Below are 24,848 nucleotides of genomic sequence, written 5' to 3'. Positions count from 1 at the left end.
GCCGGACTTCGCCTCCATATGGCCCCGATCATTTCTATCCGTAATCTCACCAAAACCTATTCCAATGGGTTTCAGGCACTAAAGGGCATTGATCTCGACGTCGAGCAGGGCGAGATTCTGGCGCTGCTCGGGCCGAATGGCGCGGGCAAGACGACGATGATTTCCATCGTTTGCGGAATCACCAATCCGAGCGGGGGTACAGTGACCGTCGGCGGTCATGACGTCGTCAAGGAGTTTCGCGCCACGCGCACCATGATCGGGCTGGTGCCCCAGGAGCTGACGACCGATCAGTTCGAGACCGTGTGGAACACGGTCAGCTTTTCGCGCGGCCTGCACGGCAAGAAACCGAAGCCCGCGCATATCGAGCAGGTGCTGCGGGATCTGTCGCTCTGGGACAAGCGGGACAATATGCTCCGCCAGCTCTCCGGAGGCATGAAGCGGCGCGTGCTGATTGCCAAGGCGCTGTCGCACGAGCCGCAGATCCTCTTCCTGGACGAGCCGACGGCGGGCGTCGACGTGACGTTGCGCAAAGATATGTGGCATGTGGTCGAGCGGCTGCGGGCTTCCGGCGTCACCATCATCCTGACGACGCATTATATCGAAGAGGCCGAGGAAATCGCCGACCGCGTCGGCGTAATCAATGACGGCAAGCTGCTGCTGGTGGAGAAGAAGAAGGCGTTGATGGCCAAGCTCGGCCGCAAACAGCTCATCCTCGACCTGCTGCAGCCGCTGAACGCCGTTCCGCATTCTCTCGACGGCAATGGCCTGTCGTTGGGGCCGAATGGCACGACGTTGATCTACGATTATGACGCCGAGCACGAGCAGTCGAGCATCGCGGCCCTTTTGTCGCGTCTGGCCGCCGAGGGCATTCACTTCAAGGACCTGTCGACGCGGCAGAGCTCGCTCGAAGACATCTTCGTATCGCTGGTAGGAGAAAATAAATGAACTTCGAGGCGATCAAATCCATCTATGCGTTCGAGATGGCGCGTACGCGCCGCACGCTGCTGCAGAGCGTCGTCTCGCCGGTCATTTCCACCTCGCTGTATTTCATCGTCTTCGGCGCCGCCATCGGCTCGCGCATCCAACTGGTGGAAGGCGTTTCCTACGGCGCGTTCATCACGCCGGGCCTGATCATGCTGACGCTGCTTGGGCAGTGCATCAGTAACGGTTCCTTCGGCATCTATTTCCCGAAGTTTACCGGCACGATCTACGAGGTTCTTTCTGCACCCGTCGCCATGACGGAAATCGTTCTCGGCTATGTCGGCGCTGCCGCGACCAAGGGCATGCTGATCGGGCTGATCATCCTGCTGACGGCGAATTTCTTTGTGCATATCACCATCGAACATCCCTTCATGATGATCCTGTTCTTCGTGTTGACGGCGGTGACCTTCAGCTTGTTCGGCTTCATGATCGGCATCTGGGCGGGGAATTTCGAGCAGCTCAACCTCATTCCCATGCTGGTGGTGCCGCCGCTGACCTTCCTTGGTGGCAGCTTCTATTCCATCAACATGTTGCCGCCTTTCTGGCAGGCCGTCAGTCACCTCAATCCGGTCCTTTATCTCGTCAGCGGCTTCCGCTGGAGCTTCTATGGCATCGCCGACGTCAATCCGGCGCTGAGCCTCGCGATGATAACGCTTTTCCTCTTGATCTGCCTTGGGACCCTCGCGTGGATTTTCAAGACCGGGTATCGGTTAAGGAACTGATTGGCGGGCACTTTCCCGCAAATACACCGGTTGCAATCGCTCTCCCTGCGGTTCATACATTCGATGTCCACGCCCCCCGGCCAAGCAAATTGCAAGCCATGGGGAAGCGCGGGTGAGATGACGATCAAGCCGCGCGTCCGGGCGACCGACCCGAGCCTTGTTGCAGGTGTTTCATGCCCACAGTTCCTCAGCCTCGTTCACTGTCCGATGTCCTGTCGCGCCTTGACCTGCTAACCAATTGGGAGCGCAAGCCTCGCGGAGAGATGCGTGTCGGCCTCGATCCGATGCTCGATCTCATGCAGCGGCTCGGCAATCCTCATCGAAGCTTCCGTGTCATCCATGTCGCCGGTACCAAGGGCAAGGGTTCCGTTTCTGCGCTGATCGAAGCGGCCTTGCTGCAGGCGGGGCTGGGGACCGGTCGTTATGGCTCGCCGCATGTCGATCGTGTGAATGAGCGGATCAGCGTTTCAGGCCAAGCGGTCGAAGACGAGGCGCTGGCAAGGGCATTGGAACAGACGCTGGACAGCTACGAGTCGGCAAAGCGAGAGGCGACGGCCGGCGAAGACGCCACCTGGTTCGACGTGATAACCGCTGCTGCCTTTCTTGTATTCCAGCACGCCGGTCTGGACTGGGTGGTTGTGGAAGTCGGGCTTGGCGGCCGACTGGACTCCACGAATGTCGTCTTCGGCGAAGTTGCGGTCGTCACGAATATCGAGCTCGAGCATACAGAGATTCTCGGCAGCACACGCGAGGCTATAGCGGGCGAAAAGGTGGGTATATTGAAGCCCGGCGCGGCTCTCGCGACGACACTTCCGATCTCAGATGCTGCGGGCCGGGTTTTGCAGCAACGCGCGGATGAGCTCGGTTGTCGCGTATTGCGCACCGACTTCCCCGACGATGCTACGATAGCGGACAAGAATGCGGCGCTGGCTGGCTTGGTCCTCGACTATTTGGGACAGCATGGCGAACGTGCGCGCGAGGGTGCTCGATCAGGCGTCGCGATCGGCGCATGGCTGCTTGACCAGGCGGTCAGGGATAGTGCGCATCTGCCGGGACGGATGGAGCGGCTTACCTTCGAACTGCCCGCAGCGCCAAACACGGCTCCGCGAATGGTACCAATGGTGATGGACGGCGCGCATGTTCCGTTCAATATCGAGGCCGTTTTGCGGGATATCAGCCGCGACCGCGAGTTCGACAGCGGGTGTATCGCCATTGTTGCACTGGCGTCCGACAAGGATGCGCTCGGGTTCCTGACGGTGCTGTCTCACTACGCTGTCCATACGCTATTTACGGAAGCGGCTGGCTCCGGCCGGTTTTATCCGGCCGATGAGCTGCAAGCGTTGGCATCATCCATGGGAATGGCCTGTGAAGCCGAACCTGATGTGCAAAAGGCGTTGGACCGTGCCACGGCGATGGCGTCGCAGAATAATGGCTGGGTTTTGGTGACCGGGTCGCTTTATCTTGTCGGAGCGCTGCGGAGCGTCGTGTTGAAAGGCGGCTGATCGAGGATGGACATCAATATTCGATCGGCTCTTCCCGACGATGCGGCGGCCATGGCCAATCTGCATGTTACCGTCTGGCGCGAAACCTATCGGACACTAGCATCCCCGGAAGTTTTTCGCAGCCTCGATGAAGCCCATCGGCAGGCCAGATGGGCGGCGACATTGAAGAAGCCCGGTCGTGATCAATTGGTGCTGCTTGCGGAGCAGGGCGATCGGTTGGTCGGCATCGGCTCGGTCGGTGCGCCATCGCAGCCCGTCTTCGAAGGGCGAGGGGAAATACGATCTCTCTACGTCGATCCCTCGCTCAAACGCCAGGGTCTCGGCCGTCGCCTGATGCGGGAACTGGCGCGCCACCTTGCCGATCTCCACTATCCCGGCGCTGCCCTGGGCGTTGTTGTCGGCAACGATCCGGCAATCGCATTTTACCGGTCGCTGGGCGGACGGATATCAGGACGTTATGTCGATCCCGGCCCGATTTGGCGATCGGACAACATCATCTTCGTTTGGGACGATTTGTCGTTGTTGATGTAAAGTCTTCAATCCCGCAGCCGCAGCTCATCCGTCTGCATCTGCATTGAGCCCAGCGTTTCCAGAAAGCTCATGCCGAGCAGGCTCTGGTCGAGTTTGTCATCTTCGGCGACAGTCGCTTGGACATCGCGGCGCAGGATCGGGCCGATGGCGACGGAGCCGAGTTCGACGGGAGCGGCCCTGGCCCTGCCGTTGGCGGTGATGACCGTCATGGAATAGGTGAGGTTTTCCGGATTGATGCCGACGCGCTCGGCGTCTTTTTGCGACAAAGCGATGGTGCTGGCGCCGGTATCGACGAGCATGTCGATCGGCTGGCCGTTGATCATCACCTGTGCCTCGAAATGGCCGTTCAGCAGCTTGTGGAGAATGACTTCCTGGCCACCTTCGCTTGTCGTGACGACGACGGCGTGTCCGGGCACAAGGCCGGCCATCAACCGGTCGCCAACCTGCTGGGCATCGCGGCGGTAAATGTAGCCAGTCGCCAGCGCCATGATGATGACTAGCCAGATCAGCAGATTGCGCAATGATTGGCTCGCCGTATGGCGGCTCGCCCAAATGCCTGCCGCCATGACCAGTGCGAGCGGCACCAGATAGACGATGCCGGCAAAGTCGTCATTGTCGATTCCGAAGGTCGTGCCGCTGCTATTGTTGAAGACGAGGAGCGCGAGACCGATGCCGATAATGGCGAGGGCGACGTTCAGGCGGTTCATACTGAGCCGCGCTCCCGCGCCAGCCGCTGGCGACGGGTTTCGCGGCGCGGCTTGCGTTCGACGGTGGCGAGGCGCTCCGGCAGAACCTGCATGATCTCGCGGCGCTCATCATCGCTGTAGGACGTCCATGCGCCAATTTCTTCGCGCGTGCGTCCGCAGCCGAAGCAATAGCCGGTATTCATATCAATGGAGCAGACAAGAATGCAGGGTGTTAGCATAAGGGCATATATATCGATGCTTCAAACGCACATGGCAAGGGTACAGAGGGCGGCGATCTCGCAAATCTGCTGCGTCGCACCGATGGTGTCGCCGGTGTGACCGGAAAGCCTTTGGCGCACGCGGCGGGTGAGGAGAAATGCCGCGGCTGCGGTGACAAAGAGGTACAGGATAAAGGCGGGAAGCCTGAGGCCCGGCCAGAGCAGAAGAGCAGAAAGCACCAGCGCGGTGATGAGCGCTATTTGCATTGCGCTGTAATCCGGTTTGCCGGCCGAGGCGGCAACGCCGTCCTGCTTCGCGGGGGGCAGGATATACCAGTGCCAGACCATGGCGCCGCGGCTGAGCGCGGCGGAAGCCGGTAGGGCAAGGGCTGCGGCAAAGGGCGTAAGGCCACGGGCGATGGCGGCAAGCGCTGCGGCGCGTAGTCCGAAAGAGAGGATCAGCGCTACAGCGCCGTAGGTGCCGATGCGGCTATCCTTCATGATCGCGAGCGCCTTGTCGCGATCCTTGCCGCCGCCAAGGCCATCTGTCATGTCGCTCAGACCATCCTCATGCAGAGCGCCTGTCGTCATCGTCTGGACAGCAAGTACCAGCAGCGCCGCCATCAATGGGTCGGCGTGGAAGGCAAGCAGCACGCCGAAGACGATGGCGGCGGGCAGGGCAATCAGCAGGCCGGCGAGGGGGAAGGTACGCGAGACGCGGGCAAGCTTGCCGTCATAGCTCTCAAAGAAGGACGGCGGCACGGGAATGCGGCTCAAGAAAGCAACGGCGCGCGCGGTGTCGCCTGTGTATTCCCGAATATTCATCCTCTCCCCGATATTCCTGCGACAGCATCGGGCGTTTTTGGAGTTGTTCGCGCCTGTGCCGAAGACTAATAGAGTCGCACGCAAAGAACCTGATTTGAGACCAAAAGACAAGGAACGGCATTCATGAGCGTTACCGGCCTGCCATTCGACGATTTCCGCACGCTGCTGCGCGACCTTCCGGGTCCGGATTCCCGAGCGCTTGTCGCCGCTCGCGAGCGTGACGCCCAGCTCACCAAGCCGCCGGGCGCTCTCGGCCGTCTGGAAGAGATTGCCTTCTGGCTCGCCGCCTGGACCGGCCGTCAGCCGGCCGTCAACCGGCCGCTCGTGGCGATCTTTGCCGGCAACCACGGCGTTACCAAGCAGGGCATCACGCCATTTCCGCCGGCCGTGACGCAGCAGATGGTGGAGAATTTCGCCGCCGGCGGCGCTGCGATCAACCAGATTTGTGTAGCCTACGATCTCGGCCTGAAGGTTTTCGATCTGGCATTGGATTTCCCGACCGCCGACATCACCGAAGAGCCGGCTCTCAGCGAACGCGATTGCGCCGCAACCATGGCCTTCGGCATGGAAGCCATTGCCGGCGGGACGGATCTGCTCTGCGTTGGCGAAATGGGTATCGGCAACACGACGATCGCGGCTGCCATCCACTATGCGCTCTATGGCGGCACAGCGGCGGAGTGGGTTGGACCCGGCACAGGTTCGGAAGGCGAGATGCTGCAGCGCAAGATCGCTGCCGTCGAAAAGGCTGTGGCGCTGCATCGCGACCATCTTTCGGATCCGCTGGAAGTGCTGCGCCGCCTCGGCGGCCGTGAGATCGCGGCCATGGCCGGCGCCATCCTCGCCGCCCGTATGGAGCGCATCCCTGTGATTATCGATGGCTATGTCGCAACTGCCGCCGCTTCGATCCTCAAGGCTGCCAACCCCTCCGCTCTCGATCATTGTCTGATCGGTCACGTCTCGGCTGAGCCGGGGCATCTCAAGGCGATCGATAAGCTCGGCAAGACGCCGCTGCTGGCGCTCGGCATGCGGCTCGGCGAAGGCACGGGTGCAGCGCTCGCTGCTGGCATCGTCAAGGCCGCCGCTGCCTGCCATTCCGGCATGGCGACCTTCGAGAGCGCCGGCGTCGCTAACAAGCATTGACGGATAAAACGGCGGAGCGCCGCGATTAAGCGCTCCGCCTTCAAAATTCCGACCGACTTTCGACCTATGTCATAAAACTGTAATGATTTCTTTGGCCGACGCGGTTGTCGGCTTGCCTTGGGAATAGCGAAACGGTATTCGCAAGGCTGCTAATTTTGCGGTTAAGACGTTGCAAGCGGGGCAGGAATGGCCGAGTTTTCGAAATCAGCGGTAACCAAGGAAACGGGGATCCGGCATTTCTTTGCCGCCGCCGGTTATTCCTGGGGTGGCTTTCAACGCCTGCTGCAAGAATCGGCCTTCCGGCAAGAGCTGTTGTTCGCAGCCGCCGGATTGATCCTGCTCGTCGTCGTCGGGGCAACCCTTGCGGAAATCATGATTGCCGTCGTGCTGTTTCTCGGCGTTTTCGCCGTAGAGGCGATGAATACGGCGGTCGAGGAAGTCATTGACCGGATTTCGCCCGAGATTTCCAACGTCGGCAAGCATGCCAAGGATCTCGGCTCCTTCGCTGTCCTCTGCATGCTGGTCGCTTCCGGCCTTTATCTTCTTTATACGATCGCCAGCCATCTGTTTTTCCGCTGAAGCGCCGTATGGCCTGAGCGTCAGGCAAAGCTCTTCTTGCGACGCTCGACCAAGGGCGCGTCCTCGATGGCCGGCAGACTTTGCAGCACGCGTTTGGCCGGCAGGATGGCGATGACTTCCGTTCCCTCGCGCAGCTTGGACTTCAGCATGAACTGGCCGTCATGCTTGGCAAGGATCGCCTGAACGATCGGCAGTCCGAGACCAGTCCCCTGTTCGGCGCTCTTGATGGCGATCGAGCCCTGGCCGAAGGCGGAAAGAACGACGGGTATCTCCTCCTCGGGAATGCCCGGACCATTGTCCTTAATCGCCACATATTGACCACCACCGGCGGTCCAGCCAACCTTGACGGTGATCTCTCCGCCTTGCGGCGTGAACTTTACCGCATTCGAGAGAAGATTGAGGATCACCTGGCGCATGGATTTCTCATCGGCCCAGACCGAAGGAAGCTGTGGCTCGAACTGCGACGAAATGGAGATGTTCTTGCCACGTGCGCGCAACTGCACCATGCCGATGCAATCCTCCGACACATCCAGCAGCGAGATTGCTTCCTCGCTCAGCTCATACTTGCCGGCCTCGATGCGGGATAGATCGAGGATCTCGTTGATCAGGTTGAGGAGGTGTTGCCCGGAGCGGTGGATGTCGGTGGTGTATTCGCGATAGGTGGCGTTGTTCAGCGGCCCCATGACCTCCGCCGACATGACCTCGGAGAAGCCGAGTATGGCGTTGAGCGGCGTTCTGAGCTCATGCGACATCGAGGCCAGGAAGCGCGATTTGGCGAGGTTCGCCTCTTCGGCGCGCCGGCGCGCTTCATCCGACATGGATTTTGCGACTTCCAGCTCGGCGATCAGATCGTCCTTTTCCGACTGGAACGAAAGGATCTTCAGATTCGATTGAAACATGCGGTTGGTAATGAAGGTGAAGAAGACGACCGCCACGGCAACGGTTGCGGTTAAGGCAATATCGACCGGATTGCGCGTCAGCGCCGCTTTGACGGCAAGTGCGACGATTGCCGGCGCGAAGGAGAAGGGTACGGCGCGCGGCAGCATGAAATTCGCCATCGCCGTGACGCAGATCCCCACCAGCAGCGTCGCGCCTTTATAAAGCGCGAAGCCGTCGCCGCCGCAGGTCGTGCAGTTCTGCATCGCGAAGTATGCCCAGCAAAAGCCGATGAGGAGTTGACCGAGCAACAGCATTTGGCGCCATTTTCTGGCGCTTTCGGCGGTCATTTCGCGTTTTTTTGCGCGGCGGCCGAGCAGCATGTTGAGGGCATGTGCCGACAGGGTGGGGATCGCCCAGATGAAGATTTGCGCGTCGCCGGCGAGATAGACGCCGAGCGCTGCGACGATGATGACGAAGATCGGCATGACCGAGGCGCCCTGCAAGAGGCTGTCGACATGCATCATCATGGCTTCACGGTCGAAGCTGCGGCTGTGGCCAGATTGTAGGCGCTCGCGCGTCTGCCGCACCGTCTTCGACACAGCCCGGTTACGGTGACTGCGCGAACGGTCGACGATGATCTTATCTGTCGATGTGCTGACGCCGGTGCTCATAGATACGTTGAAATTTGGCCTGCCGAGGGCTACAGACTAGCGGCCAAACCTTAAGAAGATGCTGCTCAGAAATGATTTGTTTGCCATCTTTGCCAAGGGTTTGTTCTTTAAGGAGGCAAAAGCGTGACGCGGCCCCGCCGCCTTTTTCGTGACGGCGTGACCACATTCGCGTTGCTGGCACTGCTCGGTTTGCTGGCTTTTAAGATGAACAATCGCCCGGAACTCATTCAAACTGGAAACTTTTATGTCGTTGACGGCGATACGCTCGCCCTAAACGGTGATCGTTTGCGCCTGCTTGGCATCGATGCGCCGGAGTATCGGCAGCAATGTCAGCGCGCTCACGTGGATTGGGCCTGCGGCGAAGAGGCGCGCAAGGTTCTTGATAAATTTATGAAGACGGGTCGGGCGGAATGTCGGGGAAGCGAACATGACCGCTACGGTCGGCTGCTGGTGACCTGCAAAGCGGACGGCGTTGACATTAATGGCGCGATGGTGCGCAGCGGCATGGCGGTCTCTTATGGCGGCTATGCGAGCGAAGAGGCGGCCGCGCGTCAGGCGAAGGCAGGGCTTTGGGCGGGTGATTTCGAGCGGCCGCGCGACTATCGGCGCGACGAGCGTATGGCTCGCAGTGATGATCCGCTGGCCGGGCTCGGCGACTATTTGCGACAGCTTGTCGGATGGGATCGCTGATGGCATGGAAGGAAGAGTTGCAGGCGCTGGGCAAGGCCATTGCCGCCTGCCGTATCTGCCGGGACGCGCCGCTGCGTGGGGAGGCGGACCGATTGCCGCATGAGCCGCGGCCGGTTGCCGTGTTATCGGCGACGGCGCGCATCCTGATTGCCGGGCAGGCGCCGGGGCTGCGTGTGCATGAGAGCGGCTTGCCGTTCAACGATGCCTCCGGCGACCGGCTGCGGCAATGGTTGGGTGTCGACCGCGATAGTTTCTACAATCCAGATCATTTCGCCATCGTGCCGATGGGGTTCTGCTTTCCCGGCTACGATGCCGCTGGAAGCGATTTGCCGCCGCGCCGGGAATGCGCGCCGCTCTGGCGGCAAAAGACCATCGACGCGATGCCGCAAATCGAGCTTGTCCTTACCGTCGGGCAATATGCTCAGGCGTGGCATCTCGGGCCGGCGCGTATGGCATCGATGACGGAAACCGTTTCGCAATGGCGGCGTTATCTCCTTACCAATCAGTCGCCGGCCGTCTTGCCGTTACCGCATCCGAGCTGGCGCAACGGCGGCTGGCTGAAGCGCAATCCCTGGTTCGAGATGGAGCTGCTGCCCGTGTTGCGAGAACGTGTGAAAATCCTTGTTTCGTGAAACAAGTTTCTTTTCCTTCGTCAAAAATGCGCTATAGAGAGAATATAATTCGAAAGGGCACTCGAAATGGACCGTCTTGACCGCAAAATCCTGCGCCTTCTGCAGGAGGATTCCACTCTGGCCGTGGCCGATCTCGCCAAAAAGGTCGGACTGTCAACGACACCATGCTGGCGCCGCATCCAGAAGATGGAAGAGGATGGCGTCATTCGCCGTCGTGTTGCCCTGCTCGACCCGGAAAAGGTCAACACCAAGGTCACCGTTTTTGTCTCGATCCGCACCAACAGTCACTCGATCGAATGGCTGAAGCGCTTTTCCGAAGTGATCGCCGATTTCCCGGAAGTGGTTGAATTCTATCGCATGAGCGGCGATGTCGATTACCTGCTGCGCGTCGTCGTGCCGGATATCGCCGCTTATGACGCCTTCTACAAGCGCATGATCGCCAAGATCGAAATCCGCGACGTCTCCTCGGCCTTTGCAATGGAGCAGATCAAGTATTCGACGGAGCTGCCGCTGGATTACATGATCCTGGAAAACGCGAAATCGAGCGACGATTAATCGACAAGCGATATGTTTGGGCAACGCCCGCTGCGTGAACTTCGCAGTAAGGGCGTTGCTTCTTTGTCAGCGCGCCATCATTGGCCGTAAGTTGCGGTGATGGAAGCGGAGGCGAGGGCGTTTGCCTGCGTCATGTAGCCGACGAGCGCCCCGCTGGCATTGCTGTCGAGGCCGAGCTTATCGACTTTCAACGCGGTTACGGTCAGCTTGTAACGATGCGCCGGGCCTGGAGGCGGGCAGGCGCCGCCGAAACCAGAGGTGCCGAAGTCGGTTCTTCCCTGGATGGCTCCGGAAGGCAGACCGGTTCCCCCAGTCGATCCTGCACCCGATGGCAGCGACTTGGCGGATGCCGGAATATCGAACACGGTCCAATGCCACCAGCCGGAGCCTGTGGGCGCATCCGGATCATAGAGCGTTACCACGAAGCTCTTGGTTCCCTCCGGTGCATCTTTCCAGCTTAGCGCGGGAGAGACATTGCCGCCCTTGCAGCCGAATACGTTGGCCACCTGTTCGATCTTGAGCGTGCCGCTGTCCTTCATGTCGGGGCTGGCGAGTTCAAAGGCTGAGGCTTGGCCCGATGCCAGCAACGTGGCAGCCAGGGCCGCGGCGATAGAATATTTCATGACAATCTCCGTTAGAGCGACGCTGTCCGCAGCGTCGACGGCGGGAGATTGTCATTCTGCGGCGATGAGCGCTGCGCTGTTTCGATCAGTCTTTGCGCCGTTTCGATCAACTTCACGCTGATGGCCGCGAATTTCGCTTGGCGCGAAATCGAACCGCGTCCGAAAGCGTGCAGTGAAGCGGGAGGCCGAGTCGTAGCCGACATCCAGAGCGATTTGCGTCACGGACTTCTCGGTCGTTTGCAAAAGGGTGAGTGCCGTCGTCATCCGGATATCAGCCAAAAGCTCAGAAAAGCTCGTTTCCGCCGCTGCCAACTTGCGCCGCAAACTGGCCTCGCTCATGCCGATAGTTTTCGCCAGCTCCGGAGCGCGCCAGGGGTAGGCCGGATCGGAATTGATGATCCGGCGCAGGCGTTCGATCGGGCCAGGGTTCGTGATCGGCGCAAACCGGTGGCCGAGCGCGCCGAGCCACAACAGGATTTCGTTGACGCGAGATGCTGCGATGCTGTCCGGCAGGAGAGGGCCGCTTCGGATCGCCTCGATTGCCTTGCCATAGGCTTCTTCAAAAGCCGGCGGCATGCCAGTAAGAACCTTGACCTCCTGCACCGGTCTGGCATCGCCGACGGCGAAATCAGCGATCAAATTTGGCGCGAACTGCAGGGCGAGCGCCTGATAGCCGTCAGAGCCATCGGGCTCGTTGATGATGTCGGAGGTGGCGCCTTCGGGGATCAGTACGAGATCGCCGGCGCAAGCCTTCATGTCGGCGACCCGATCGAGAATGATCTTCTGACCTTTTTGAACGAGCACCACGCCCGGAGCAGGCGACGCAAGGCGCTTGCAGAGCAGGCGCGTGCTTTGGATGATACACGCCGTCATTCCGGCTCCGTCGCGTCGGACGATATCGCGTTGGGGAAAGGCGGAATAATTATCCGAAATTTGAAACACCAGGCCTCCGCAACTCTTTTACCCGGCTGTTCTTGTCAGCCGGCAGCAAAATGCCACTAAGCGTAGCGAAGGTTGCCGGTTTGTGAAACTGCCTTCGATCATCGTTTGCAGGAAGCAGGCGCCGCCTCGTTTGGCGAGCCGGCGGCGTCCCTCATCGAGCTGGCCAGGACGGATTATTTCCGCTCCAGTCGCGAGAGCAGTGACGACGTGTCCCAGCGATTTCCGCCCATGGCCTGGACGTCGCCGTAGAACTGATCAACCAAGGCGGTCAACGGCAGCTTTGCCTTGTTGCGGCGGGCTTCCGACAATACGATGTCGAGGTCCTTGCGCATCCAATCGACGGCAAAGCCGAAGTCGTATTTTCCGACATTCATGGTCTTGTGGCGGTTTTCCATCTGCCAGGAACCGGCCGCACCCTTGGAGATGACTTCCACCACCTTTTCGATGTCAAGGCCGGCCTGCTTGCCGAAATGGATGCCTTCGGCCAAGCCCTGGACCACACCGGCGATGCAGATCTGGTTGATCATCTTGGTAAGCTGGCCTGCGCCGACGGCACCCATCAGGCCGACCATGCGGGCATAGGCATCGATCACGGGCTTTGCTTTTTCGAACGTGGCCTCATCGCCGCCGCACATGACGGTCAGCACGCCGTTTTCCGCGCCCGCCTGGCCACCGGAGACGGGAGCGTCGATAAAGTCCACGCCTTTTTCCTTGGCTGCGGAATGTAGTTCCCGGGCGACTTCGGCGCTTGCCGTCGTGTTGTCGATCAGGACTGCGCCCGCCTTCATGCCGGCGAGCACGCCGTCATGGCCGATCGTGACTGCGCGCAGGTCGTCGTCATTGCCGACGCAGGTGAAGACGAAATCGGCGCCTTCGGCCGCAGCGGCGGGGGTTGGGGCGAACTTGCCGTCGAACTGTTTGGCCCAGGCTTCGGCCTTGGCGACGGTGCGGTTATAGACGGTGACGTCATGACCGCCCTTGACCTTCAAATGCCCTGCCATGGGATAGCCCATGACGCCCATGCCGATGAAAGCGACCTTTGCCATTCGCGAGACTCCTTCCAAGAATTTGCCTGAAGGCTTAGCGGAAAGGTGAAGGGGGCGAAAGACCGATTTGTCGGCGAGTGGTAGCGCCGGAGCTCAAAGGCTGGTTGCTGGCGGCGATCCTGGGTGGCGACGCGCGGCTAGTTCGGCCTGCTTTCGTCGCCGTCGACATAGAGCCGAAGGTTGTCGAAGCCGATTTCCGTGCCCATCAACCGGGAACCATTGTCGCCATAGCCGTCGAGAAAGACCACTTGCTCGGTAAAGAGCATCGTTGTGCCGCCGGGCTCCGGTGCGAAGGTGACGGTTGCCAGCGATACCGAGATGCGCTTGTCAGCGAGCATCATGTCGAAGGCATAGATGATGCGTTCGTTCGGCACGATATCGATGTAGCGAGCCTGATAGGCGTGTACCACGCCATCCGTCGAGGCGACGCGGTTGCTCTCGCTGCCGCCAGGACGAAAGTCGAGCTGAAATTCCAGCGGCGTCCAATCCCCGTGGCAGGCGAACCATTGGCGCTTGTTTTCGGCCACCGCCCAGGCGCCGAAGACGCGCTGCAGCGGCGCCTTGAAATGACGCTCTATGGTCAGCGTCGTATGTTCCGTCGTTCTCTCGGTCATTTCACCGCCGTCTCCTCGGAATTGTCGGCCAGAAACTGATCGAGCCGGTCGAAGGTCCTGTTCCACCCCGCCCTACGCTCGGCGATCCAGCGTTCGACCTGCTCCAGCGCTTCTTTCCGTAGCTGGTAAGTCCGCACCCGGCCGATCTTTTCCGAGCGCACCAGACCGCTGGTTTCCAAAACATGCAGATGTTTCATCACGGTCGGCAGTGCCATGGCGAACGGCTGGGCCAGTTCCATCACCGAGGCGGGACCGCGGCCGAGGCGGTCGATCATGCCGCGGCGGCTTTGGTCCGACAGGGCCTGGAACATTCGGTCGAGCGCTATGGAATCCTCAACCATCCGATCGTTCCGGGCGGAAACGGGCGGGCAGCTTCTGGCTATAGGGATAGAAATGGAAGTAGGGCATCGCCTCTTCGAGCACGCGTGCAAAGGACGGACGATCGAGCAGGCGTTGATAATATTGCTGCAGCCGGACTTGCTGTTCTCCAAAGGGCACGAGCGTTTCGGCGTAGAACAATGCCGGGGCGGCGGCGCAATCCGCCATCGTCAGGGCGTCACCGGCGATCCAGAGCTTTTCGCCCAGTTGCTGCTCGATCATGCCGTAGGCGGTGCGCAACAATGCCTGCGCCTGCGCGACGGCTTTGGGGTTGCGCTCATCTTCCGGACGGCGAATGTCAGCAACGATCGCCTGCATCGGTTCCTGAACGTAGAGATCGAAGAAGCGATCCCAGAGGCGGACGCAGAGCGCATCCGTCGGATCGAGCGGCAACAGCGGCGTCGCGCCGGGATAATGCCGGTCGAGATATTCGATGATGATGCTGGTTTCGGGAACGGTGCTGTCGAGCGCCTCGTCGCGCAGGACAGGGAATTTGCCGATCGGCCAGAGGCGCAGCAACGATGCGCGGGACTCTTCGTTGCCGAGATCGATGATCCGACTTTCGAAGGGCGTACCGTTCTCATAAAGCGCCATCAGGACCTTATGGCAGAAGGAGGCGAGGGGATGCTGATAAAGGATGAGAGACATACAGCGACCTTTCCTACATCGAGGCGATGCCAAAACTTACCTAAATGGCTAAGTAACAGATCGTGCCAGCGAATGCAATGAATAGTTACCCAATTGGGTAACTATTCGGATTGGCTGCAGGAGAAATCAGATCACGACGCAAGGCGCGCGATAACCAGATGGCCCGGGGTCGGATGACCCTCTTCCATGCGGACATTGATGTCGGTGATTTCGATCAGCTCGAAGCCGGTCGCGGTCAGGCGTTCGCGCACGTAGCTTTCCGAATGGGCGAAACGCTGGTGCGGACCGACCATGTAGGCGCGGCCTGCCATAGCGCTGTCGGGCAGGGTTTCCGAGGAGAAGATGAAGAGGCCGCCCGGCGTCATGTTTTCAGCGGCGCCGAAGAACAACGGCTCCAGCGCGCCGAGATAGGGCAGCACATCGGTGGCGGTGATCAGGTCGAACGGCTCTTCGTCATTATCGTCGAGGAAATCCTCAACCTCGGCGACGAACAGCGTTTCATACAGATCCTTCTCATGGGCGACTTCGACCATGTTTTCGGAAATATCGATACCCGTAATGTCCTCGGCGATGTCTCGCAGCGTACCGCCGGTCAGGCCCGTGCCGCAGCCGAGATCAAGCATGCGCTTGAAGGGGCCGAGACCAAGTGCCTGCAGCCGCTGACGCACGAGAACCGGAACATGATAGCCGAGCTGCTCGACAAGCACGTCTTCGAAAACTTCAGCATGCTGATCGAACAGGGTTTCGACATAGGCGTCCGGCGCCTTAACCGGCGTTTCGCCGCGGCCCATCGAGGCGATGCGCACGGCTGCGCCGCCATGATCCTCGGGATCGATCGCCAGCACATCCTCATAGGCCTTGACCGCGGCGTCGATATCGCCGGCTTTTTCGAGCGCAAGGGCGCGGTTGTAGGCTTCCGCCAGCGCGTCTTCGTCTATCTTTTTCTTTGCCATGAGCGATCAGTCCTTCATTCGTCAAGGAGGCATTAAGGCGCTTGAATGGCTTTTGCAATGGCTGCGTTGAAGGAGCAAAATATTCGTCTGCGGCAGCGGCGGGCCATAAGGCCGTTGCGCAAAAAAAGAGAAATGGAGGAAAAAACCATGGCCACCGAGCTCACCACGTCGCATCTCATCAACAGCGCTACGGATCGGAAGCCGCCGCCTATGCCTTCGACGACGGGGGAGATCACCAACACGTTGACCCATTACTACCGCGGCGAGCTCGCGCGGATGACCAGTTGGCGCGATCGCATCGACCGGACGTCAAACTGGGCGATCACCGTCGTTGCGGCGTTGCTTTCCGTATCGCTGTCGACGCCGACGTCGCATCATGGCGTGTTGCTGTTTGGTATGATGCTGATCACCTTGCTGCTGATGATCGAGGCGCGGCGCTATCGCTTCTTCGACGTCTATCGGGCGCGGGTGCGGCAATTGGAACGCAGCTATTTTGCGCAGATCTTGGCGCCCGAAGCCAATCTCAATCCCGATTGGGCGGTGTCGATTGCCAAAAGCCTGCGCGCACCGCGTTTTCTGCTCAATTATTCCGAAGCGATGCAGCGACGCCTGCGGCGGAATTATTGCTGGATGTATGTGATCCTGCTGCTGGCCTGGGTTTTGAAGATCTCGACGCCGAAACTGCAAGCGAATGGTGCGCCGCAAGAACTGGCGCATTCGTGGAGCTATATTGCCGACAATGCAACGCTCGGACCGATCCCCGGTTGGCCGGTGATCGCAATCGTGGCCGTGTTCTATGCCGTCATTCTCTATAGCGCATTACGTCGCGGGCCGGATGACGGCGATTTCACCCATGGCGAAGCGCATGTCTGATCGTTTGGCAAAGCCAGACTAAAGCATGTCGCGCAAAAGTGCGCAGCGGTTTTGCGATAACGACACGCGCAAAATCAAGGGCCTAAAACGCAAGGAGCGAATCCCAGAGATCGCGATGCGTTTTAGTGCAGGATGAACTCTCCCTTCACTGCCCGCCACTCGGTCGCCGAGATCAGCCGACGGTGAACATAGCGCACCGAATGTAACGGCCCGTCGAGCTTCTCCTGCCAGAATTTCAGGAAGCCGCGCATCTCCGGGAAATTCGGGGCGAGATCATAGTCCTGCCAGATGTAGGTCTGCAGAAATTGCGGATGATCGGGCAGGCGATAGAGGATCTGCGCCGTAGTGAGCCCATAGCCTTGCAACTGCTTTTGCATGTCATTGTGCATGAGGTCTCTCTTTCTGTTCCCATTGTTCTTCGTGACGCGGATGTCACAGGAAAATGGAAACACCTCATGGTAAACCCAAGCTTTACAAAAGTGTTGCAAAAAAGAAATTTCTTCTCGAAAATCAATATGATAGCAGCCTCTATAGGTGAGTGCTGCCAAGGTGCAGGCGGCAGGCGCAAGGAGACGCCTGCCATGGCAAGGGTCAACGCTTCAGATGGCGCGTCAGGTAGCCCTCGATCCAAGCCCAGCGGTTACGCATCAGCTCGACGATGGAAAGATAGAAGATCGCTGCCCAGAGATAGGTCTGGTAGTCGTAGGTCTGCGAGAAGGCATAGCGCGTCTCACCCATCAGATCGTAGACGGTGATGATCGATACGGTCGCCGAGCTCTTGATCAGGAGAATGATCTCGTTGCCGTAAGGCCGCAGCGCCACGATCAACGCTTGCGGCAAGATGATCTTGTAGAAGGTGACGAGCTTATGAAGGCCGAGCGAGGCCGCAGCCTCGCTTTGGCCGTGATGGACGCTCTGGATGGCGCCGCGGACAATCTCGGTCTGATAGGCCGCCGTGTTTAGCGTCATGGCAAACAGACCGCAATTGAAGGGATCGCGGAAGAACCACCAGAGACCGATGCTGTCAATGAAGCCGCGCGCCTGCGGAAAGCCGTAGTAGACCATGAAGATCTGCGCCAGCAGCGGCGTGCCGCGGAAGAGATAGACATAGCCATAGGTCAGGCTCTTCAAAATCCGGTTCTTCGACATTCTCGCAAAGGCGAGCGGAACGGAGAGTATCCCGCCAAGGATGAAGGAAAGCCCGACCAGCTTCACCGTGATCCAGAGGCCGTGCAGAAAGCGTGGACCGAACTTGAAGAATTTTGCGTTGTCCCAATTGGTGATCATCATCGTGATCAGCGCGATGCCTAGCAGCGCCCAGAGGGCCAGGAAGAAATAACCGGCAATGCGGGCCTTGGAGAGGCGCTTCATCGTCTCCGGTGGTGCCGGCTGCGCGGGGATCAAGACTTCTGCATAGCTCATCGGCGAAACTCCGCGCGTTTGGCCCAACGGTCGAGGTAAGACAACCCGGCCGAGGAGATGACGGCGAGCGTCAAATAGAGTCCGCAGGCAACCAAATAGAAGAAGAATGGTTCCTTGGTCGCGCGCACGGCAAGGCCCGTTTGGCGGATGATGTCAGCGAGTCCGATGACGGAAACGTAGGATGTATCCTTCAGCAAGTTCATCCAGAGGTTCCCAAGATTGGGAAGCGAGATGCGGATCAATTGCGGCAGGATGATCAGACGCATGGTGCGGGCCCGGTGAAAGCCAAGAGCGTCGCCCGCTTCATACTGGCCCTTGGGAATCGCCCTGAAGGCCGACAGCAAAACTTCCGAGCAATAGGCGGAAAAAACGATCGACAGAGCGACCATGCCGGCGACGAAGGCGTTGATCTCGACCTGTCCGGTGTAGCCCACGTAAGCGAGGGCCGTTTGCAGCAGAATCTGTATGCCGTAATAGATGATGAAGAGCGTCAGGAGCTCCGGCAGACCGCGAAAGATGGTGGTGAACACGCCGGCTGCCAGCCGCAGCGACTTTTCTTCGGATTGCTGTGCCAGCGCCACCAGAAAGCCGACGACCAAGCCGAGCGGCAATGTCAGGACGGCTACTGTTATCGTGACTTTGAGGCCGCCGGCAATCTCGTCGCCCCAGCCGGTGTCGCCACAGGCAATAGAGGTGTTCTGGAAGAACACGGTGAAGAGCCCCACGGGGCCGCACAGCGGATCGAAAGCGTTATCTATCCAGGCCCACAAGGAACCAAACGCGGAAAACAATCCGCCCATACCGTATTTCCCCTCGCAGCTTTTGCCGCGTTTCTCTTATTCTTATATTATATGTCAAACAAAAACGGCGGAAGAGCAAGCTTCCGCCGTCGTCTTTTCCCAAGGAATCGACGGCGATCACTCGCCGTAGACGTCGAAGTCGAAATACTTGTCCTGGATCTTCTTGTAGGTGCCGTCGGCACGGATCGCAGCGATCGCGGCGTTTAACTTGTCCTTAAGGGCGGTGTCACCCTTGCGGAGGCCAATGCCGGCGCCGACGCCGTTGATTTCCGGATCGACCTTCAGCGTGCCGAGCATCTTGCAGCAATTGCCGGCATCGGACTTGACCCATTCGGAGAGAACCACGACGTCGTCGATGACAGCGTCGATACGGCCGTTAGCGAGGTCGAGCTTATATTCGTCCGGCGACGGATAGAGCTTCAGCTCGGCATCCTTCAGATGCGCGGTGGCGTAGTTTGCGTGCGTGGTCGAGGACTGCGCGCCGATGGTCTTGCCCTTCAGGGCCGCATCGGTTGCTTCGGTTATGGTCGAATCCTTCGGCACGGCGATGGCCGGCGGCGTATTGTAGTATTTGTTGGTGAAGTCGATGGTCTTTTGACGCTCCGGCGTGATCGACATGGACGATACGATGGCGTCGAACTTCTTGGCCTGCAGAGCCGGAATGATGCCGTCGAAATCCTGGTTCACGAAGGTGCACTTGACCTTCATCTGATCGCAAAGCGCATTGGCTATATCGATGTCGAAGCCGACGAATTTGCCGGCGGCGTCGAGCGATTCGAACGGCGGATAGGTTGCGTCGGTGCCGATGACGATCGAATCGCCGTCAGCAAGCGCTGCCCCGGCGAAAAGCGACATCGCGGCAAGCGATGCAGCGGCGAAAAGACGAGTGGAGATGCGCATTTTGATCCTCTCTGTTGGCGACCGGCGGCTATTTTTCTTCATTGGCGGCCGGCCAGAATGGAGCGGGTGCGTGGCCCGCCTGCCTTCGATAATCGTACTTTTTTTTCGCAAATTGCAACTGGAATTACGAAGCCGGTTTGCATCGCACACACTATCTCCAAAGCGCTTGCGCGATCCCGCAAAGCTGAACGGAAGCCTTCCGGCGCGTTCAGGCGGGGTTAATTTTCCGTATCTAATTCTTTGGAACATATCACCGTTTGCCGCGATTCAGCCCTATGGACACCGAAAATCGGCCGGGATCATGGGGCATCTGTTCCGCGGGCTGAGATCCGCACCTTGGCGGATAATGATAAGAAAAGGAGATCCCAACTATGGGAAAGCGATCCAGACTATTTGCCAGTGCAGCATTTCCACTGCTGTCTCTATCACTGGCATTTGAGCCGGCTGCCGCCACAGCGCTGCGCGACCAAGCCATCGCACCGTTGAGCAATGCTGCCGCCGGATCGGTCGCCGTCAACGGCAATGCAAGTTTCGAGGTTGCCCAGGAGCAGCCGGCTCCGGACGGGCAGTCCGAAGAGGAGCTGAAAAAGCGCAAGAAGCCGGGCGGTGCAGAGCAGGGCGAGCCACAGGGCCAGAAGCATGAGGCCGCACCAGCACAGCAGGGCGGAGCCGAGCCACAGCGCAAGATGAAGGAAGCCCAGCCCGAAGGGCAGCCTGAACAGCAAAAGCCCGCAAAGCAACAGCAGGAAACACAGCAGCCCAAGGCGCTGCAGCCGCAGGCGGCACCGGAAACCCAGCAGGCTCAGCCGGAGCAAAAGAAGCACAAGCAGAATGCGGAGCAACAGCCAGCGGCACAGCCGGAAGTAGCGCCGCAGCCGAAGGCGGCCCAGCAACAGGCTGCCCCTGAAACGCAGCCGCAAGGCCAGCCCGAACTCAAGAAACGTCAGAAGAAGCAAGATCAATCGGCTGAACCGGCACAGCAGCCAGCCGAACAGAAGGCCGCGCCCGCGCAGCAACAGGCGCCGGCTGCACAGCCGACTCAGAGCGGACAGGCCCAGCCGGAAACCCCCGCCCAGCCTGAGAAGAAGAAGCATCAGAAGCTGCAGGGCCAATCGGCTGAACCGGCGCAGCAACCGGCGGAACAGAAGGTAGCCCCAGCTCAGCAACCAGCAGAACAGAAGGCGGCACCAGCCCAGCAACAGGCTCCCGCCACAGAGCAGGCCCAACCGAAGACCCAGGTTCAGCCTGGAAATCAGGTCGAGCCCGGCACGCAGCAGGGCCAGAAGCCGGCGACCGGCACGCTGCCGCAGACTGAGCAGGGCGCGCAACAGCCTGCAGCCACGCCCGAACAAAAGCCAGTTCAGAAGAACCTGGGACAGCAGGCTCAGCCGCAGAACGAGGTAGCTCCGCAGGTCGGCAAACAGCAGCAGCCGAATGTCGAAACCGGTGCTCCCGCTCAGGGTAACGCCGTGCAGGAGCCTGCCAATGGTGCCGTGCAGCAGGGCGCCCAGACGGCGGCCCCCGCCGCTGGAGGTGAGCAGGTTTCGCCGCAGGAACTGGAGCGTCGCAAGAAGATCGCTGCAAATCCTGCAGCCAGCAACGAGACGGTTATTCTGCCGGTGCAGAATGGCGCTGCCGTGCTGGATAGCGACAAGGATGCGGCGCGGCGCGGCTTCCGTCAGGGTGGCCAAGCTGCCGGCGGGCAGGCTCAGACTGGTGCCGGTCAGGCTCAGACTAGGCAAGCGCAGAACGCCCCGGTGCAACAGCCGCAGGCCTATGCCAAGGCGCCGACATCCGATGCCGAAGCTCAACGCGCGCTCGCTGGCCAGCAGCAGCAACAGCCTGTGAGGATCGAAGCCATAACCAGCGAGCAGGGGCGTCGCCTCGACCGCAGGCCGGATTTCGCGTCGCCGGAAGGCGTTGCACTCCAGCCGAACGGCAATCAGGGCGGCCGCGTCATCCTTAATATCGACAATACCTACGTCGTTCGTCACGATGATAGCGCGCGCTTCATCCGTGAGGGTGAACGTCCGATCTATGAGCAGCTTCCGCGCGACCGTTACCGCGAAACGATCGATCAGCCGGATGGCGATCGCATTATTACCGTGCGCAATCGCTATGGCGACGTCATTCAGCGCTCGCGCATCGATGCGCGCGGCCGCGAATACGTGCTGTTCTACTCGCCGGAACTGGAGGGTCAGCCGGACCGCGACGATTACTTCCGCGATCCGGGCGACGAGTTGCCGCCGATGCGCCTGCGCATTCCGCTGAACCAGTACATCATCGACACGGGCACGGACCGCGAGGCGGATTATTACGACTTCCTGCGCGAACCGCCGGTCGAGCCAGTCGAGCGGGTCTACTCGCTGAACGAAGTGCGTTATTCCGCCCGTATTCGCGATAAGGTGCGCCGTATCGACCTCGATACGATCACCTTCGCGACCGGCAGTGCGGAAATCCCGATGTCGCAGGCGAGTACGCTGCGCGGCGTTGCCGACGCCATGGGCAAGATCGTCAAGAAGGACCCGACCGAGACCTTCATGATCGAAGGCCATACGGATGCCGTCGGCACTCCGGAAAGCAATCTGGTCCTTTCCGATCAGCGTGCCGAATCCGTCGCCAAGGTCCTCAGCGACGTCTATGGCATTCCGCCGGAAAACCTGGTGACCCAGGGTTACGGCGAGCAATATCTCAAGGTGAATACGCAGGGGCCCGAGCAGGAAAACCGTCGCGTTACCATCCGCCGTGTCACGGCGCTGGTGCGTCCGGTCGCTTCAACCCAGTAAGCTTTTCCTGTCTCAAACGCGTGAGGCCGTCGGGAAACCGGCGGCCTTATTCTTTTGCCAGTTCGCCGAGGCCAACCGTCGCAGCGATGAAATCGGCGATCGCCAGGGTATCGTCGAGATCGAAGACGGTCAGTGCGCCGGCATCCTCCACCGGATGGTCAGTGGCTATGGCGACGATATGCGGGTCTTGCGGCGCCAAGGGCACGCGGTTGGCCGCCTCGAGGCGACGAGCTTCGATCTTGGGGATCGGCTCGCGCTTGTAGCCTTCGATCAAGACGAGGTCGCAAGGGGCAAGCCGCGCCAGGATTTCCTCGAAGCTCGGCTCCGGCTCGCCGCGCAGTTCGTGCATGATGGCATAGCGCGTGCCGGAAACGATGGTGACTTCATGAGCGCCGGCTTCGCGATGGCGAAAGCTATCGGCGCCCACCTTGTCGATGTCGAAATCATGGTGGGCATGTTTGATGGTCGAAATCTTGTAGCCGCGCCGGGTGAATTCGGTGACAAGCCGCACCGCAAGGCCGGTCTTGCCGGAATTCTTCCAGCCGGCGATGCCGAAGATTTTGGGTCGCTTTGTTGTCATGACATCTGCTCCAGCGCCGCGAGCCATGTTTCCGCGGCGATCAGGTCTTCTGGTGTGTTGACGTTGAAGAAGGGATCGAGGGAACCGATCGGCGTTTGGATCATGGCAAATTCGACCGTTCGGACACTATGACGCGCGAGATAGTCCCTGACGCGTCGCTTGTCATCCTTGACAAGCCAGGTCGCGAGATCGTCGGCAAGCGAGACGGGCCACAGGCCGAACACCGGATGGTCGCGACCCAGCGATGCGGCTATTGCGATTTCCTCTCGGCCTTCGATCGCTTCGGCTAGCCGAGCGATCAGATCGATTGGAAAAAACGGGCTGTCGATCGGCGCCGTAGCGATATGCGACGCGTTCGGGTGCCTCATCACCGCATCACGCATGGCGGTGTGCACGCCCGCCAGCGGGCCGAGCTTGCCGGGGATGGTGTCGGGAACCAACGGCAGCCCTTCCGTATCCGACCAATCGGCATCGGCATTCAACGCAACCGGCTTTCGCTGCTGCTGTCCGATGCGAGCGGCTATACGCGTCAGAAGAGTTTCGCCACCGAGAAGTGCAAGCGCCTTGTTCGCACCCATGCGGCTGGAGCGACCGCCGGCGAGCAGATAGGGCGGGATATCGGCGGGATCGGGGATGAAGCCGGGCATGTTGGGCGACCTCAGGCGGGCACACGCGGCTCGGATTCCTGGGCGACGCGCTCGACCGCTTGCCGTTTGCTCTCCCGGTAGAATGTATAGAGACCGGAGGCGATGACAATGGCGGAGCCGATCATGGTCCAGGCATCCGGCATCTCACTGAAGAACAGCAAGCCAAGCAATGCCGACCAGATGAGGCTTAGATAGCGGAACGGTGCGACGAAGGAGATCTCGCCCGTGCGCATCGCCTGGATCACCGATTGATAGCCGACGAGTACCAGGATCGATGCGAGCAGGATGTGCGAGAACGGGGTGAAAGTGATGGGCTGCCAGCCGCCGAGCGGAGCGATCGACAGGGCGCCGAAGATGGAAATCGAGATCGCAGTACAGACTGTCACCATGAGCGACGGCACATCCTTGCTGACGCAACGCGTCGCCAGATCGCGGGCGGCTGTGGCGAACATGCTGGCTACCACGAGTAGGGCAGCCGTCGTGAAGCCATCGGGGCCGGGGCGGATGATGATGAGCACGCCGACAAAGCCGACGACGATCGCCGTCCAGCGCCGCCAGCCGACCGGTTCCTTCAGGAACAGGGCTGCGCCGAGGGTAACGGCGAGCGGCAATGCCTGCAGGATGGCGGAGGCATTGGCAATCGGCATCATGCCGAGCGCGGTGATATAGGTTGCTGCCGCAATTCCTTCGCAGACGACGCGCAGCGCGATCATCGGCTGCAGAATGACTTTCCATGAGCGCAGGGCTCCCATATTCCAGGCGAGCAGAAAGACGAAGATGCTGGTAAAAAGCCCGCGGAGAAACATGATCTCTCCTGCGTTCATGACCGCGATGACTGATTTGGAAAGTGCGTCGCTGCAGGAAAAGCCGGCCATAGCTGCGGCCATGTAGAGCGCGCCCTGCGTATTCTTCGTCCGCGGCATAAAGCGATTCCCTGGATATATCAGCTCGCTCTACTGCGGTTTTCCGCAAATTGGAATCATTGCCGGTGTAGTCGTGATCAAATTCGATTGTGCGTCGCAATG

Annotated in this window: 29 protein-coding genes; 11 read left to right on the top strand and 18 right to left on the bottom strand. The window is 60.0% G+C overall.

Annotation, left to right across the window (positions count from 1 at the left end):
- Positions 1-18: 18 nt before the first annotated feature.
- From ACXHXG_RS07575 to ACXHXG_RS07560, 4 genes are all read left to right on the top strand, one after another.
- Positions 19-945 carry an ABC transporter ATP-binding protein gene (locus ACXHXG_RS07575; RefSeq protein WP_104823331.1) on the top strand — a complete coding sequence of 309 codons (927 nt, stop codon included), beginning with the start codon at positions 19-21 and terminating at the stop codon, positions 943-945.
- Positions 942-1,703, top strand: a complete 762-nt coding sequence (locus ACXHXG_RS07570; protein WP_283050704.1) for an ABC transporter permease — start codon at positions 942-944, stop codon at positions 1,701-1,703. The genes ACXHXG_RS07575 and ACXHXG_RS07570 overlap by 4 nt, the downstream gene beginning before the upstream one ends.
- A 173-nt stretch (positions 1,704-1,876) precedes the next feature.
- Entirely contained in the window at positions 1,877-3,205 is a 1,329-nt protein-coding gene (locus tag ACXHXG_RS07565; RefSeq protein WP_283050702.1) for a bifunctional folylpolyglutamate synthase/dihydrofolate synthase, read from the top strand.
- Positions 3,206-3,211: 6 nt separating this feature from the next.
- On the top strand, positions 3,212-3,736 hold the full coding sequence (locus ACXHXG_RS07560; protein WP_283050700.1) for a GNAT family N-acetyltransferase: 525 nt from the start codon (positions 3,212-3,214) through the stop codon (positions 3,734-3,736).
- 5 nt (positions 3,737-3,741) lie between these two features.
- On the opposite strand, the gene ACXHXG_RS07555 is transcribed toward ACXHXG_RS07560, so the two are convergent.
- From ACXHXG_RS07555 to ACXHXG_RS07545, 3 genes are read right to left on the bottom strand one after another with little or no spacing between them, the layout of a single operon-like run.
- Positions 3,742-4,443, bottom strand: a complete 702-nt coding sequence (locus ACXHXG_RS07555; RefSeq protein ID WP_283050698.1) for a TIGR02281 family clan AA aspartic protease — start codon at positions 4,441-4,443, stop codon at positions 3,742-3,744.
- Positions 4,440-4,661, bottom strand: a complete 222-nt coding sequence (locus ACXHXG_RS07550) for a DUF1289 domain-containing protein (protein WP_457898920.1) — start codon at positions 4,659-4,661, stop codon at positions 4,440-4,442. The genes ACXHXG_RS07555 and ACXHXG_RS07550 overlap by 4 nt, the downstream gene beginning before the upstream one ends.
- Positions 4,662-4,682: 21 nt before the next feature.
- Entirely contained in the window at positions 4,683-5,465 is a 783-nt protein-coding gene (locus ACXHXG_RS07545) for an adenosylcobinamide-GDP ribazoletransferase (protein WP_457898919.1), read from the bottom strand.
- Positions 5,466-5,588: 123 nt separating this feature from the next.
- Between ACXHXG_RS07545 and cobT the strand changes: the two genes are divergently transcribed.
- Both cobT and ACXHXG_RS07535 read left to right on the top strand, forming a co-directional pair.
- A complete protein-coding gene (gene cobT / locus ACXHXG_RS07540) occupies positions 5,589-6,605 on the top strand; it encodes a nicotinate-nucleotide--dimethylbenzimidazole phosphoribosyltransferase (RefSeq protein ID WP_104823324.1) in 1,017 nt (338 codons plus the stop codon).
- 186 nt (positions 6,606-6,791) lie between these two features.
- Entirely contained in the window at positions 6,792-7,184 is a 393-nt protein-coding gene (locus ACXHXG_RS07535; protein WP_104823323.1) for a diacylglycerol kinase, read from the top strand.
- Positions 7,185-7,204: 20 nt separating this feature from the next.
- On the opposite strand, the gene ACXHXG_RS07530 is transcribed toward ACXHXG_RS07535, so the two are convergent.
- Positions 7,205-8,734 (bottom strand): sensor histidine kinase, encoded by a 1,530-nt coding sequence (locus ACXHXG_RS07530; RefSeq protein WP_457898918.1) that lies wholly within the window; start codon positions 8,732-8,734, stop codon positions 7,205-7,207.
- Between the two features lie 123 nt (positions 8,735-8,857).
- On the opposite strand from ACXHXG_RS07530, the gene ACXHXG_RS07525 reads away from it, so the two are divergent.
- The 3 genes from ACXHXG_RS07525 (at position 8,858) to ACXHXG_RS07515 (ending at position 10,611) form a co-directional block, all read left to right on the top strand.
- Positions 8,858-9,424, top strand: coding sequence for a thermonuclease family protein (locus ACXHXG_RS07525; protein ID WP_457898917.1), 567 nt, complete (start codon positions 8,858-8,860; stop codon positions 9,422-9,424).
- Positions 9,424-10,056 carry a uracil-DNA glycosylase family protein gene (locus ACXHXG_RS07520; RefSeq protein ID WP_457898916.1) on the top strand — a complete coding sequence of 211 codons (633 nt, stop codon included), beginning with the start codon at positions 9,424-9,426 and terminating at the stop codon, positions 10,054-10,056. The genes ACXHXG_RS07525 and ACXHXG_RS07520 overlap by 1 nt, the downstream gene beginning before the upstream one ends.
- A gap of 66 nt (positions 10,057-10,122) precedes the next feature.
- Entirely contained in the window at positions 10,123-10,611 is a 489-nt protein-coding gene (locus ACXHXG_RS07515) for an Lrp/AsnC family transcriptional regulator (RefSeq protein WP_104823319.1), read from the top strand.
- A 77-nt stretch (positions 10,612-10,688) separates the two neighbouring features.
- Here the strand turns inward: ACXHXG_RS07515 and ACXHXG_RS07510 are convergent, their stop codons facing one another.
- From ACXHXG_RS07510 to ACXHXG_RS07480, 7 genes are all read right to left on the bottom strand, one after another.
- On the bottom strand, positions 10,689-11,234 hold the full coding sequence (locus ACXHXG_RS07510) for a YbhB/YbcL family Raf kinase inhibitor-like protein (protein WP_104823318.1): 546 nt from the start codon (positions 11,232-11,234) through the stop codon (positions 10,689-10,691).
- A gap of 51 nt (positions 11,235-11,285) precedes the next feature.
- On the bottom strand, positions 11,286-12,107 hold the full coding sequence (locus ACXHXG_RS07505) for a helix-turn-helix transcriptional regulator (RefSeq protein ID WP_457898915.1): 822 nt from the start codon (positions 12,105-12,107) through the stop codon (positions 11,286-11,288).
- Between the two features lie 242 nt (positions 12,108-12,349).
- Positions 12,350-13,222 carry an NAD(P)-dependent oxidoreductase gene (locus ACXHXG_RS07500; RefSeq protein ID WP_457898914.1) on the bottom strand — a complete coding sequence of 291 codons (873 nt, stop codon included), beginning with the start codon at positions 13,220-13,222 and terminating at the stop codon, positions 12,350-12,352.
- A gap of 137 nt (positions 13,223-13,359) precedes the next feature.
- Positions 13,360-13,836: an SRPBCC family protein gene (locus ACXHXG_RS07495; RefSeq protein WP_457898913.1), complete on the bottom strand. Its 477-nt coding sequence runs from the start codon at positions 13,834-13,836 to the stop codon at positions 13,360-13,362.
- Positions 13,833-14,177, bottom strand: coding sequence for an ArsR/SmtB family transcription factor (locus ACXHXG_RS07490; protein ID WP_104823314.1), 345 nt, complete (start codon positions 14,175-14,177; stop codon positions 13,833-13,835). The genes ACXHXG_RS07495 and ACXHXG_RS07490 overlap by 4 nt, the downstream gene beginning before the upstream one ends.
- Complete coding sequence (locus ACXHXG_RS07485) at positions 14,170-14,862, bottom strand: glutathione S-transferase family protein (protein WP_457898912.1); 693 nt, start codon at positions 14,860-14,862, stop codon at positions 14,170-14,172. Before ACXHXG_RS07485 ends, ACXHXG_RS07490 begins: the two co-directional genes overlap by 8 nt.
- 131 nt (positions 14,863-14,993) lie before the next feature.
- Positions 14,994-15,815 carry a class I SAM-dependent methyltransferase gene (locus tag ACXHXG_RS07480; RefSeq protein WP_283050688.1) on the bottom strand — a complete coding sequence of 274 codons (822 nt, stop codon included), beginning with the start codon at positions 15,813-15,815 and terminating at the stop codon, positions 14,994-14,996.
- A 147-nt stretch (positions 15,816-15,962) separates the two neighbouring features.
- Here ACXHXG_RS07480 and ACXHXG_RS07475 point away from each other — a divergent pair, with 147 nt between their 5' ends.
- On the top strand, positions 15,963-16,688 hold the full coding sequence (locus tag ACXHXG_RS07475; protein ID WP_104825118.1) for a DUF2270 domain-containing protein: 726 nt from the start codon (positions 15,963-15,965) through the stop codon (positions 16,686-16,688).
- Positions 16,689-16,810: 122 nt separating this feature from the next.
- Here the strand turns inward: ACXHXG_RS07475 and ACXHXG_RS07470 are convergent, their stop codons facing one another.
- The 4 genes from ACXHXG_RS07470 to ACXHXG_RS07455 all read right to left on the bottom strand — a co-directional run bounded on the left by ACXHXG_RS07470 (position 16,811) and on the right by ACXHXG_RS07455 (position 19,810).
- Entirely contained in the window at positions 16,811-17,077 is a 267-nt protein-coding gene (locus ACXHXG_RS07470) for an usg protein (RefSeq protein WP_104823311.1), read from the bottom strand.
- 202 nt (positions 17,078-17,279) lie between these two features.
- Positions 17,280-18,110, bottom strand: coding sequence for an ABC transporter permease (locus tag ACXHXG_RS07465; protein WP_104823310.1), 831 nt, complete (start codon positions 18,108-18,110; stop codon positions 17,280-17,282).
- The gene (locus ACXHXG_RS07460; RefSeq protein ID WP_104823309.1) at positions 18,107-18,910 is read right to left on the bottom strand and encodes an ABC transporter permease; all 804 of its coding nucleotides are present in this window, start codon (positions 18,908-18,910) and stop codon (positions 18,107-18,109) included. The genes ACXHXG_RS07465 and ACXHXG_RS07460 overlap by 4 nt, the downstream gene beginning before the upstream one ends.
- Positions 18,911-19,027: 117 nt before the next feature.
- Complete coding sequence (locus ACXHXG_RS07455; RefSeq protein WP_260303881.1) at positions 19,028-19,810, bottom strand: ABC transporter substrate-binding protein; 783 nt, start codon at positions 19,808-19,810, stop codon at positions 19,028-19,030.
- Positions 19,811-20,181: 371 nt separating this feature from the next.
- Between ACXHXG_RS07455 and ACXHXG_RS07450 the strand changes: the two genes are divergently transcribed.
- Positions 20,182-22,596 carry an OmpA family protein gene (locus ACXHXG_RS07450; RefSeq protein ID WP_457898911.1) on the top strand — a complete coding sequence of 805 codons (2,415 nt, stop codon included), beginning with the start codon at positions 20,182-20,184 and terminating at the stop codon, positions 22,594-22,596.
- A 46-nt stretch (positions 22,597-22,642) separates the two neighbouring features.
- On the opposite strand, the gene mobB is transcribed toward ACXHXG_RS07450, so the two are convergent.
- The 3 genes from mobB to ACXHXG_RS07435 are packed head-to-tail and all read right to left on the bottom strand — an operon-like array spanning position 22,643 to position 24,746.
- Positions 22,643-23,176: a molybdopterin-guanine dinucleotide biosynthesis protein B gene (mobB, locus tag ACXHXG_RS07445; protein WP_104823306.1), complete on the bottom strand. Its 534-nt coding sequence runs from the start codon at positions 23,174-23,176 to the stop codon at positions 22,643-22,645.
- Positions 23,173-23,823, bottom strand: a complete 651-nt coding sequence (gene mobA / locus ACXHXG_RS07440; protein WP_457898910.1) for a molybdenum cofactor guanylyltransferase MobA — start codon at positions 23,821-23,823, stop codon at positions 23,173-23,175. The genes mobB and mobA overlap by 4 nt, the downstream gene beginning before the upstream one ends.
- A gap of 11 nt (positions 23,824-23,834) precedes the next feature.
- Positions 23,835-24,746: a DMT family transporter gene (locus tag ACXHXG_RS07435; RefSeq protein ID WP_457898909.1), complete on the bottom strand. Its 912-nt coding sequence runs from the start codon at positions 24,744-24,746 to the stop codon at positions 23,835-23,837.
- Between the last annotated feature and the right edge of the window lie 102 nt (positions 24,747-24,848).

This window comes from Rhizobium sp. LEGMi-198b (assembly GCF_054114205.1).
This window is presented reverse-complemented; position numbering and strand designations above follow the sequence as displayed.

Coding starts and splice junctions, on each gene's coding strand:
- ACXHXG_RS07575 (WP_104823331.1), top strand. CDS start 19: ATGGCCCCGATCATTTCTATCCGTAATCTCACCAAAACCTATTCCAAT.
- ACXHXG_RS07570 (WP_283050704.1), top strand. CDS start 942: ATGAACTTCGAGGCGATCAAATCCATCTATGCGTTCGAGATGGCGCGT.
- ACXHXG_RS07565 (WP_283050702.1), top strand. CDS start 1,877: ATGCCCACAGTTCCTCAGCCTCGTTCACTGTCCGATGTCCTGTCGCGC.
- ACXHXG_RS07560 (WP_283050700.1), top strand. CDS start 3,212: ATGGACATCAATATTCGATCGGCTCTTCCCGACGATGCGGCGGCCATG.
- ACXHXG_RS07555 (WP_283050698.1), bottom strand. CDS start 4,443: ATGAACCGCCTGAACGTCGCCCTCGCCATTATCGGCATCGGTCTCGCG.
- ACXHXG_RS07550 (WP_457898920.1), bottom strand. CDS start 4,661: ATGCTAACACCCTGCATTCTTGTCTGCTCCATTGATATGAATACCGGC.
- ACXHXG_RS07545 (WP_457898919.1), bottom strand. CDS start 5,465: ATGAATATTCGGGAATACACAGGCGACACCGCGCGCGCCGTTGCTTTC.
- cobT (WP_104823324.1), top strand. CDS start 5,589: ATGAGCGTTACCGGCCTGCCATTCGACGATTTCCGCACGCTGCTGCGC.
- ACXHXG_RS07535 (WP_104823323.1), top strand. CDS start 6,792: ATGGCCGAGTTTTCGAAATCAGCGGTAACCAAGGAAACGGGGATCCGG.
- ACXHXG_RS07530 (WP_457898918.1), bottom strand. CDS start 8,734: ATGAGCACCGGCGTCAGCACATCGACAGATAAGATCATCGTCGACCGT.
- ACXHXG_RS07520 (WP_457898916.1), top strand. CDS start 9,424: ATGGCATGGAAGGAAGAGTTGCAGGCGCTGGGCAAGGCCATTGCCGCC.
- ACXHXG_RS07515 (WP_104823319.1), top strand. CDS start 10,123: ATGGACCGTCTTGACCGCAAAATCCTGCGCCTTCTGCAGGAGGATTCC.
- ACXHXG_RS07510 (WP_104823318.1), bottom strand. CDS start 11,234: ATGAAATATTCTATCGCCGCGGCCCTGGCTGCCACGTTGCTGGCATCG.
- ACXHXG_RS07505 (WP_457898915.1), bottom strand. CDS start 12,107: ATGACGGCGTGTATCATCCAAAGCACGCGCCTGCTCTGCAAGCGCCTT.
- ACXHXG_RS07500 (WP_457898914.1), bottom strand. CDS start 13,222: ATGGCAAAGGTCGCTTTCATCGGCATGGGCGTCATGGGCTATCCCATG.
- ACXHXG_RS07495 (WP_457898913.1), bottom strand. CDS start 13,836: ATGACCGAGAGAACGACGGAACATACGACGCTGACCATAGAGCGTCAT.
- ACXHXG_RS07490 (WP_104823314.1), bottom strand. CDS start 14,177: ATGGTTGAGGATTCCATAGCGCTCGACCGAATGTTCCAGGCCCTGTCG.
- ACXHXG_RS07485 (WP_457898912.1), bottom strand. CDS start 14,862: ATGTCTCTCATCCTTTATCAGCATCCCCTCGCCTCCTTCTGCCATAAG.
- ACXHXG_RS07480 (WP_283050688.1), bottom strand. CDS start 15,815: ATGGCAAAGAAAAAGATAGACGAAGACGCGCTGGCGGAAGCCTACAAC.
- ACXHXG_RS07475 (WP_104825118.1), top strand. CDS start 15,963: ATGGCCACCGAGCTCACCACGTCGCATCTCATCAACAGCGCTACGGAT.
- ACXHXG_RS07470 (WP_104823311.1), bottom strand. CDS start 17,077: ATGCACAATGACATGCAAAAGCAGTTGCAAGGCTATGGGCTCACTACG.
- ACXHXG_RS07465 (WP_104823310.1), bottom strand. CDS start 18,110: ATGAGCTATGCAGAAGTCTTGATCCCCGCGCAGCCGGCACCACCGGAG.
- ACXHXG_RS07460 (WP_104823309.1), bottom strand. CDS start 18,910: ATGGGCGGATTGTTTTCCGCGTTTGGTTCCTTGTGGGCCTGGATAGAT.
- ACXHXG_RS07455 (WP_260303881.1), bottom strand. CDS start 19,810: ATGCGCATCTCCACTCGTCTTTTCGCCGCTGCATCGCTTGCCGCGATG.
- ACXHXG_RS07450 (WP_457898911.1), top strand. CDS start 20,182: ATGGGAAAGCGATCCAGACTATTTGCCAGTGCAGCATTTCCACTGCTG.
- mobB (WP_104823306.1), bottom strand. CDS start 23,176: ATGACAACAAAGCGACCCAAAATCTTCGGCATCGCCGGCTGGAAGAAT.
- mobA (WP_457898910.1), bottom strand. CDS start 23,823: ATGCCCGGCTTCATCCCCGATCCCGCCGATATCCCGCCCTATCTGCTC.
- ACXHXG_RS07435 (WP_457898909.1), bottom strand. CDS start 24,746: ATGCCGCGGACGAAGAATACGCAGGGCGCGCTCTACATGGCCGCAGCT.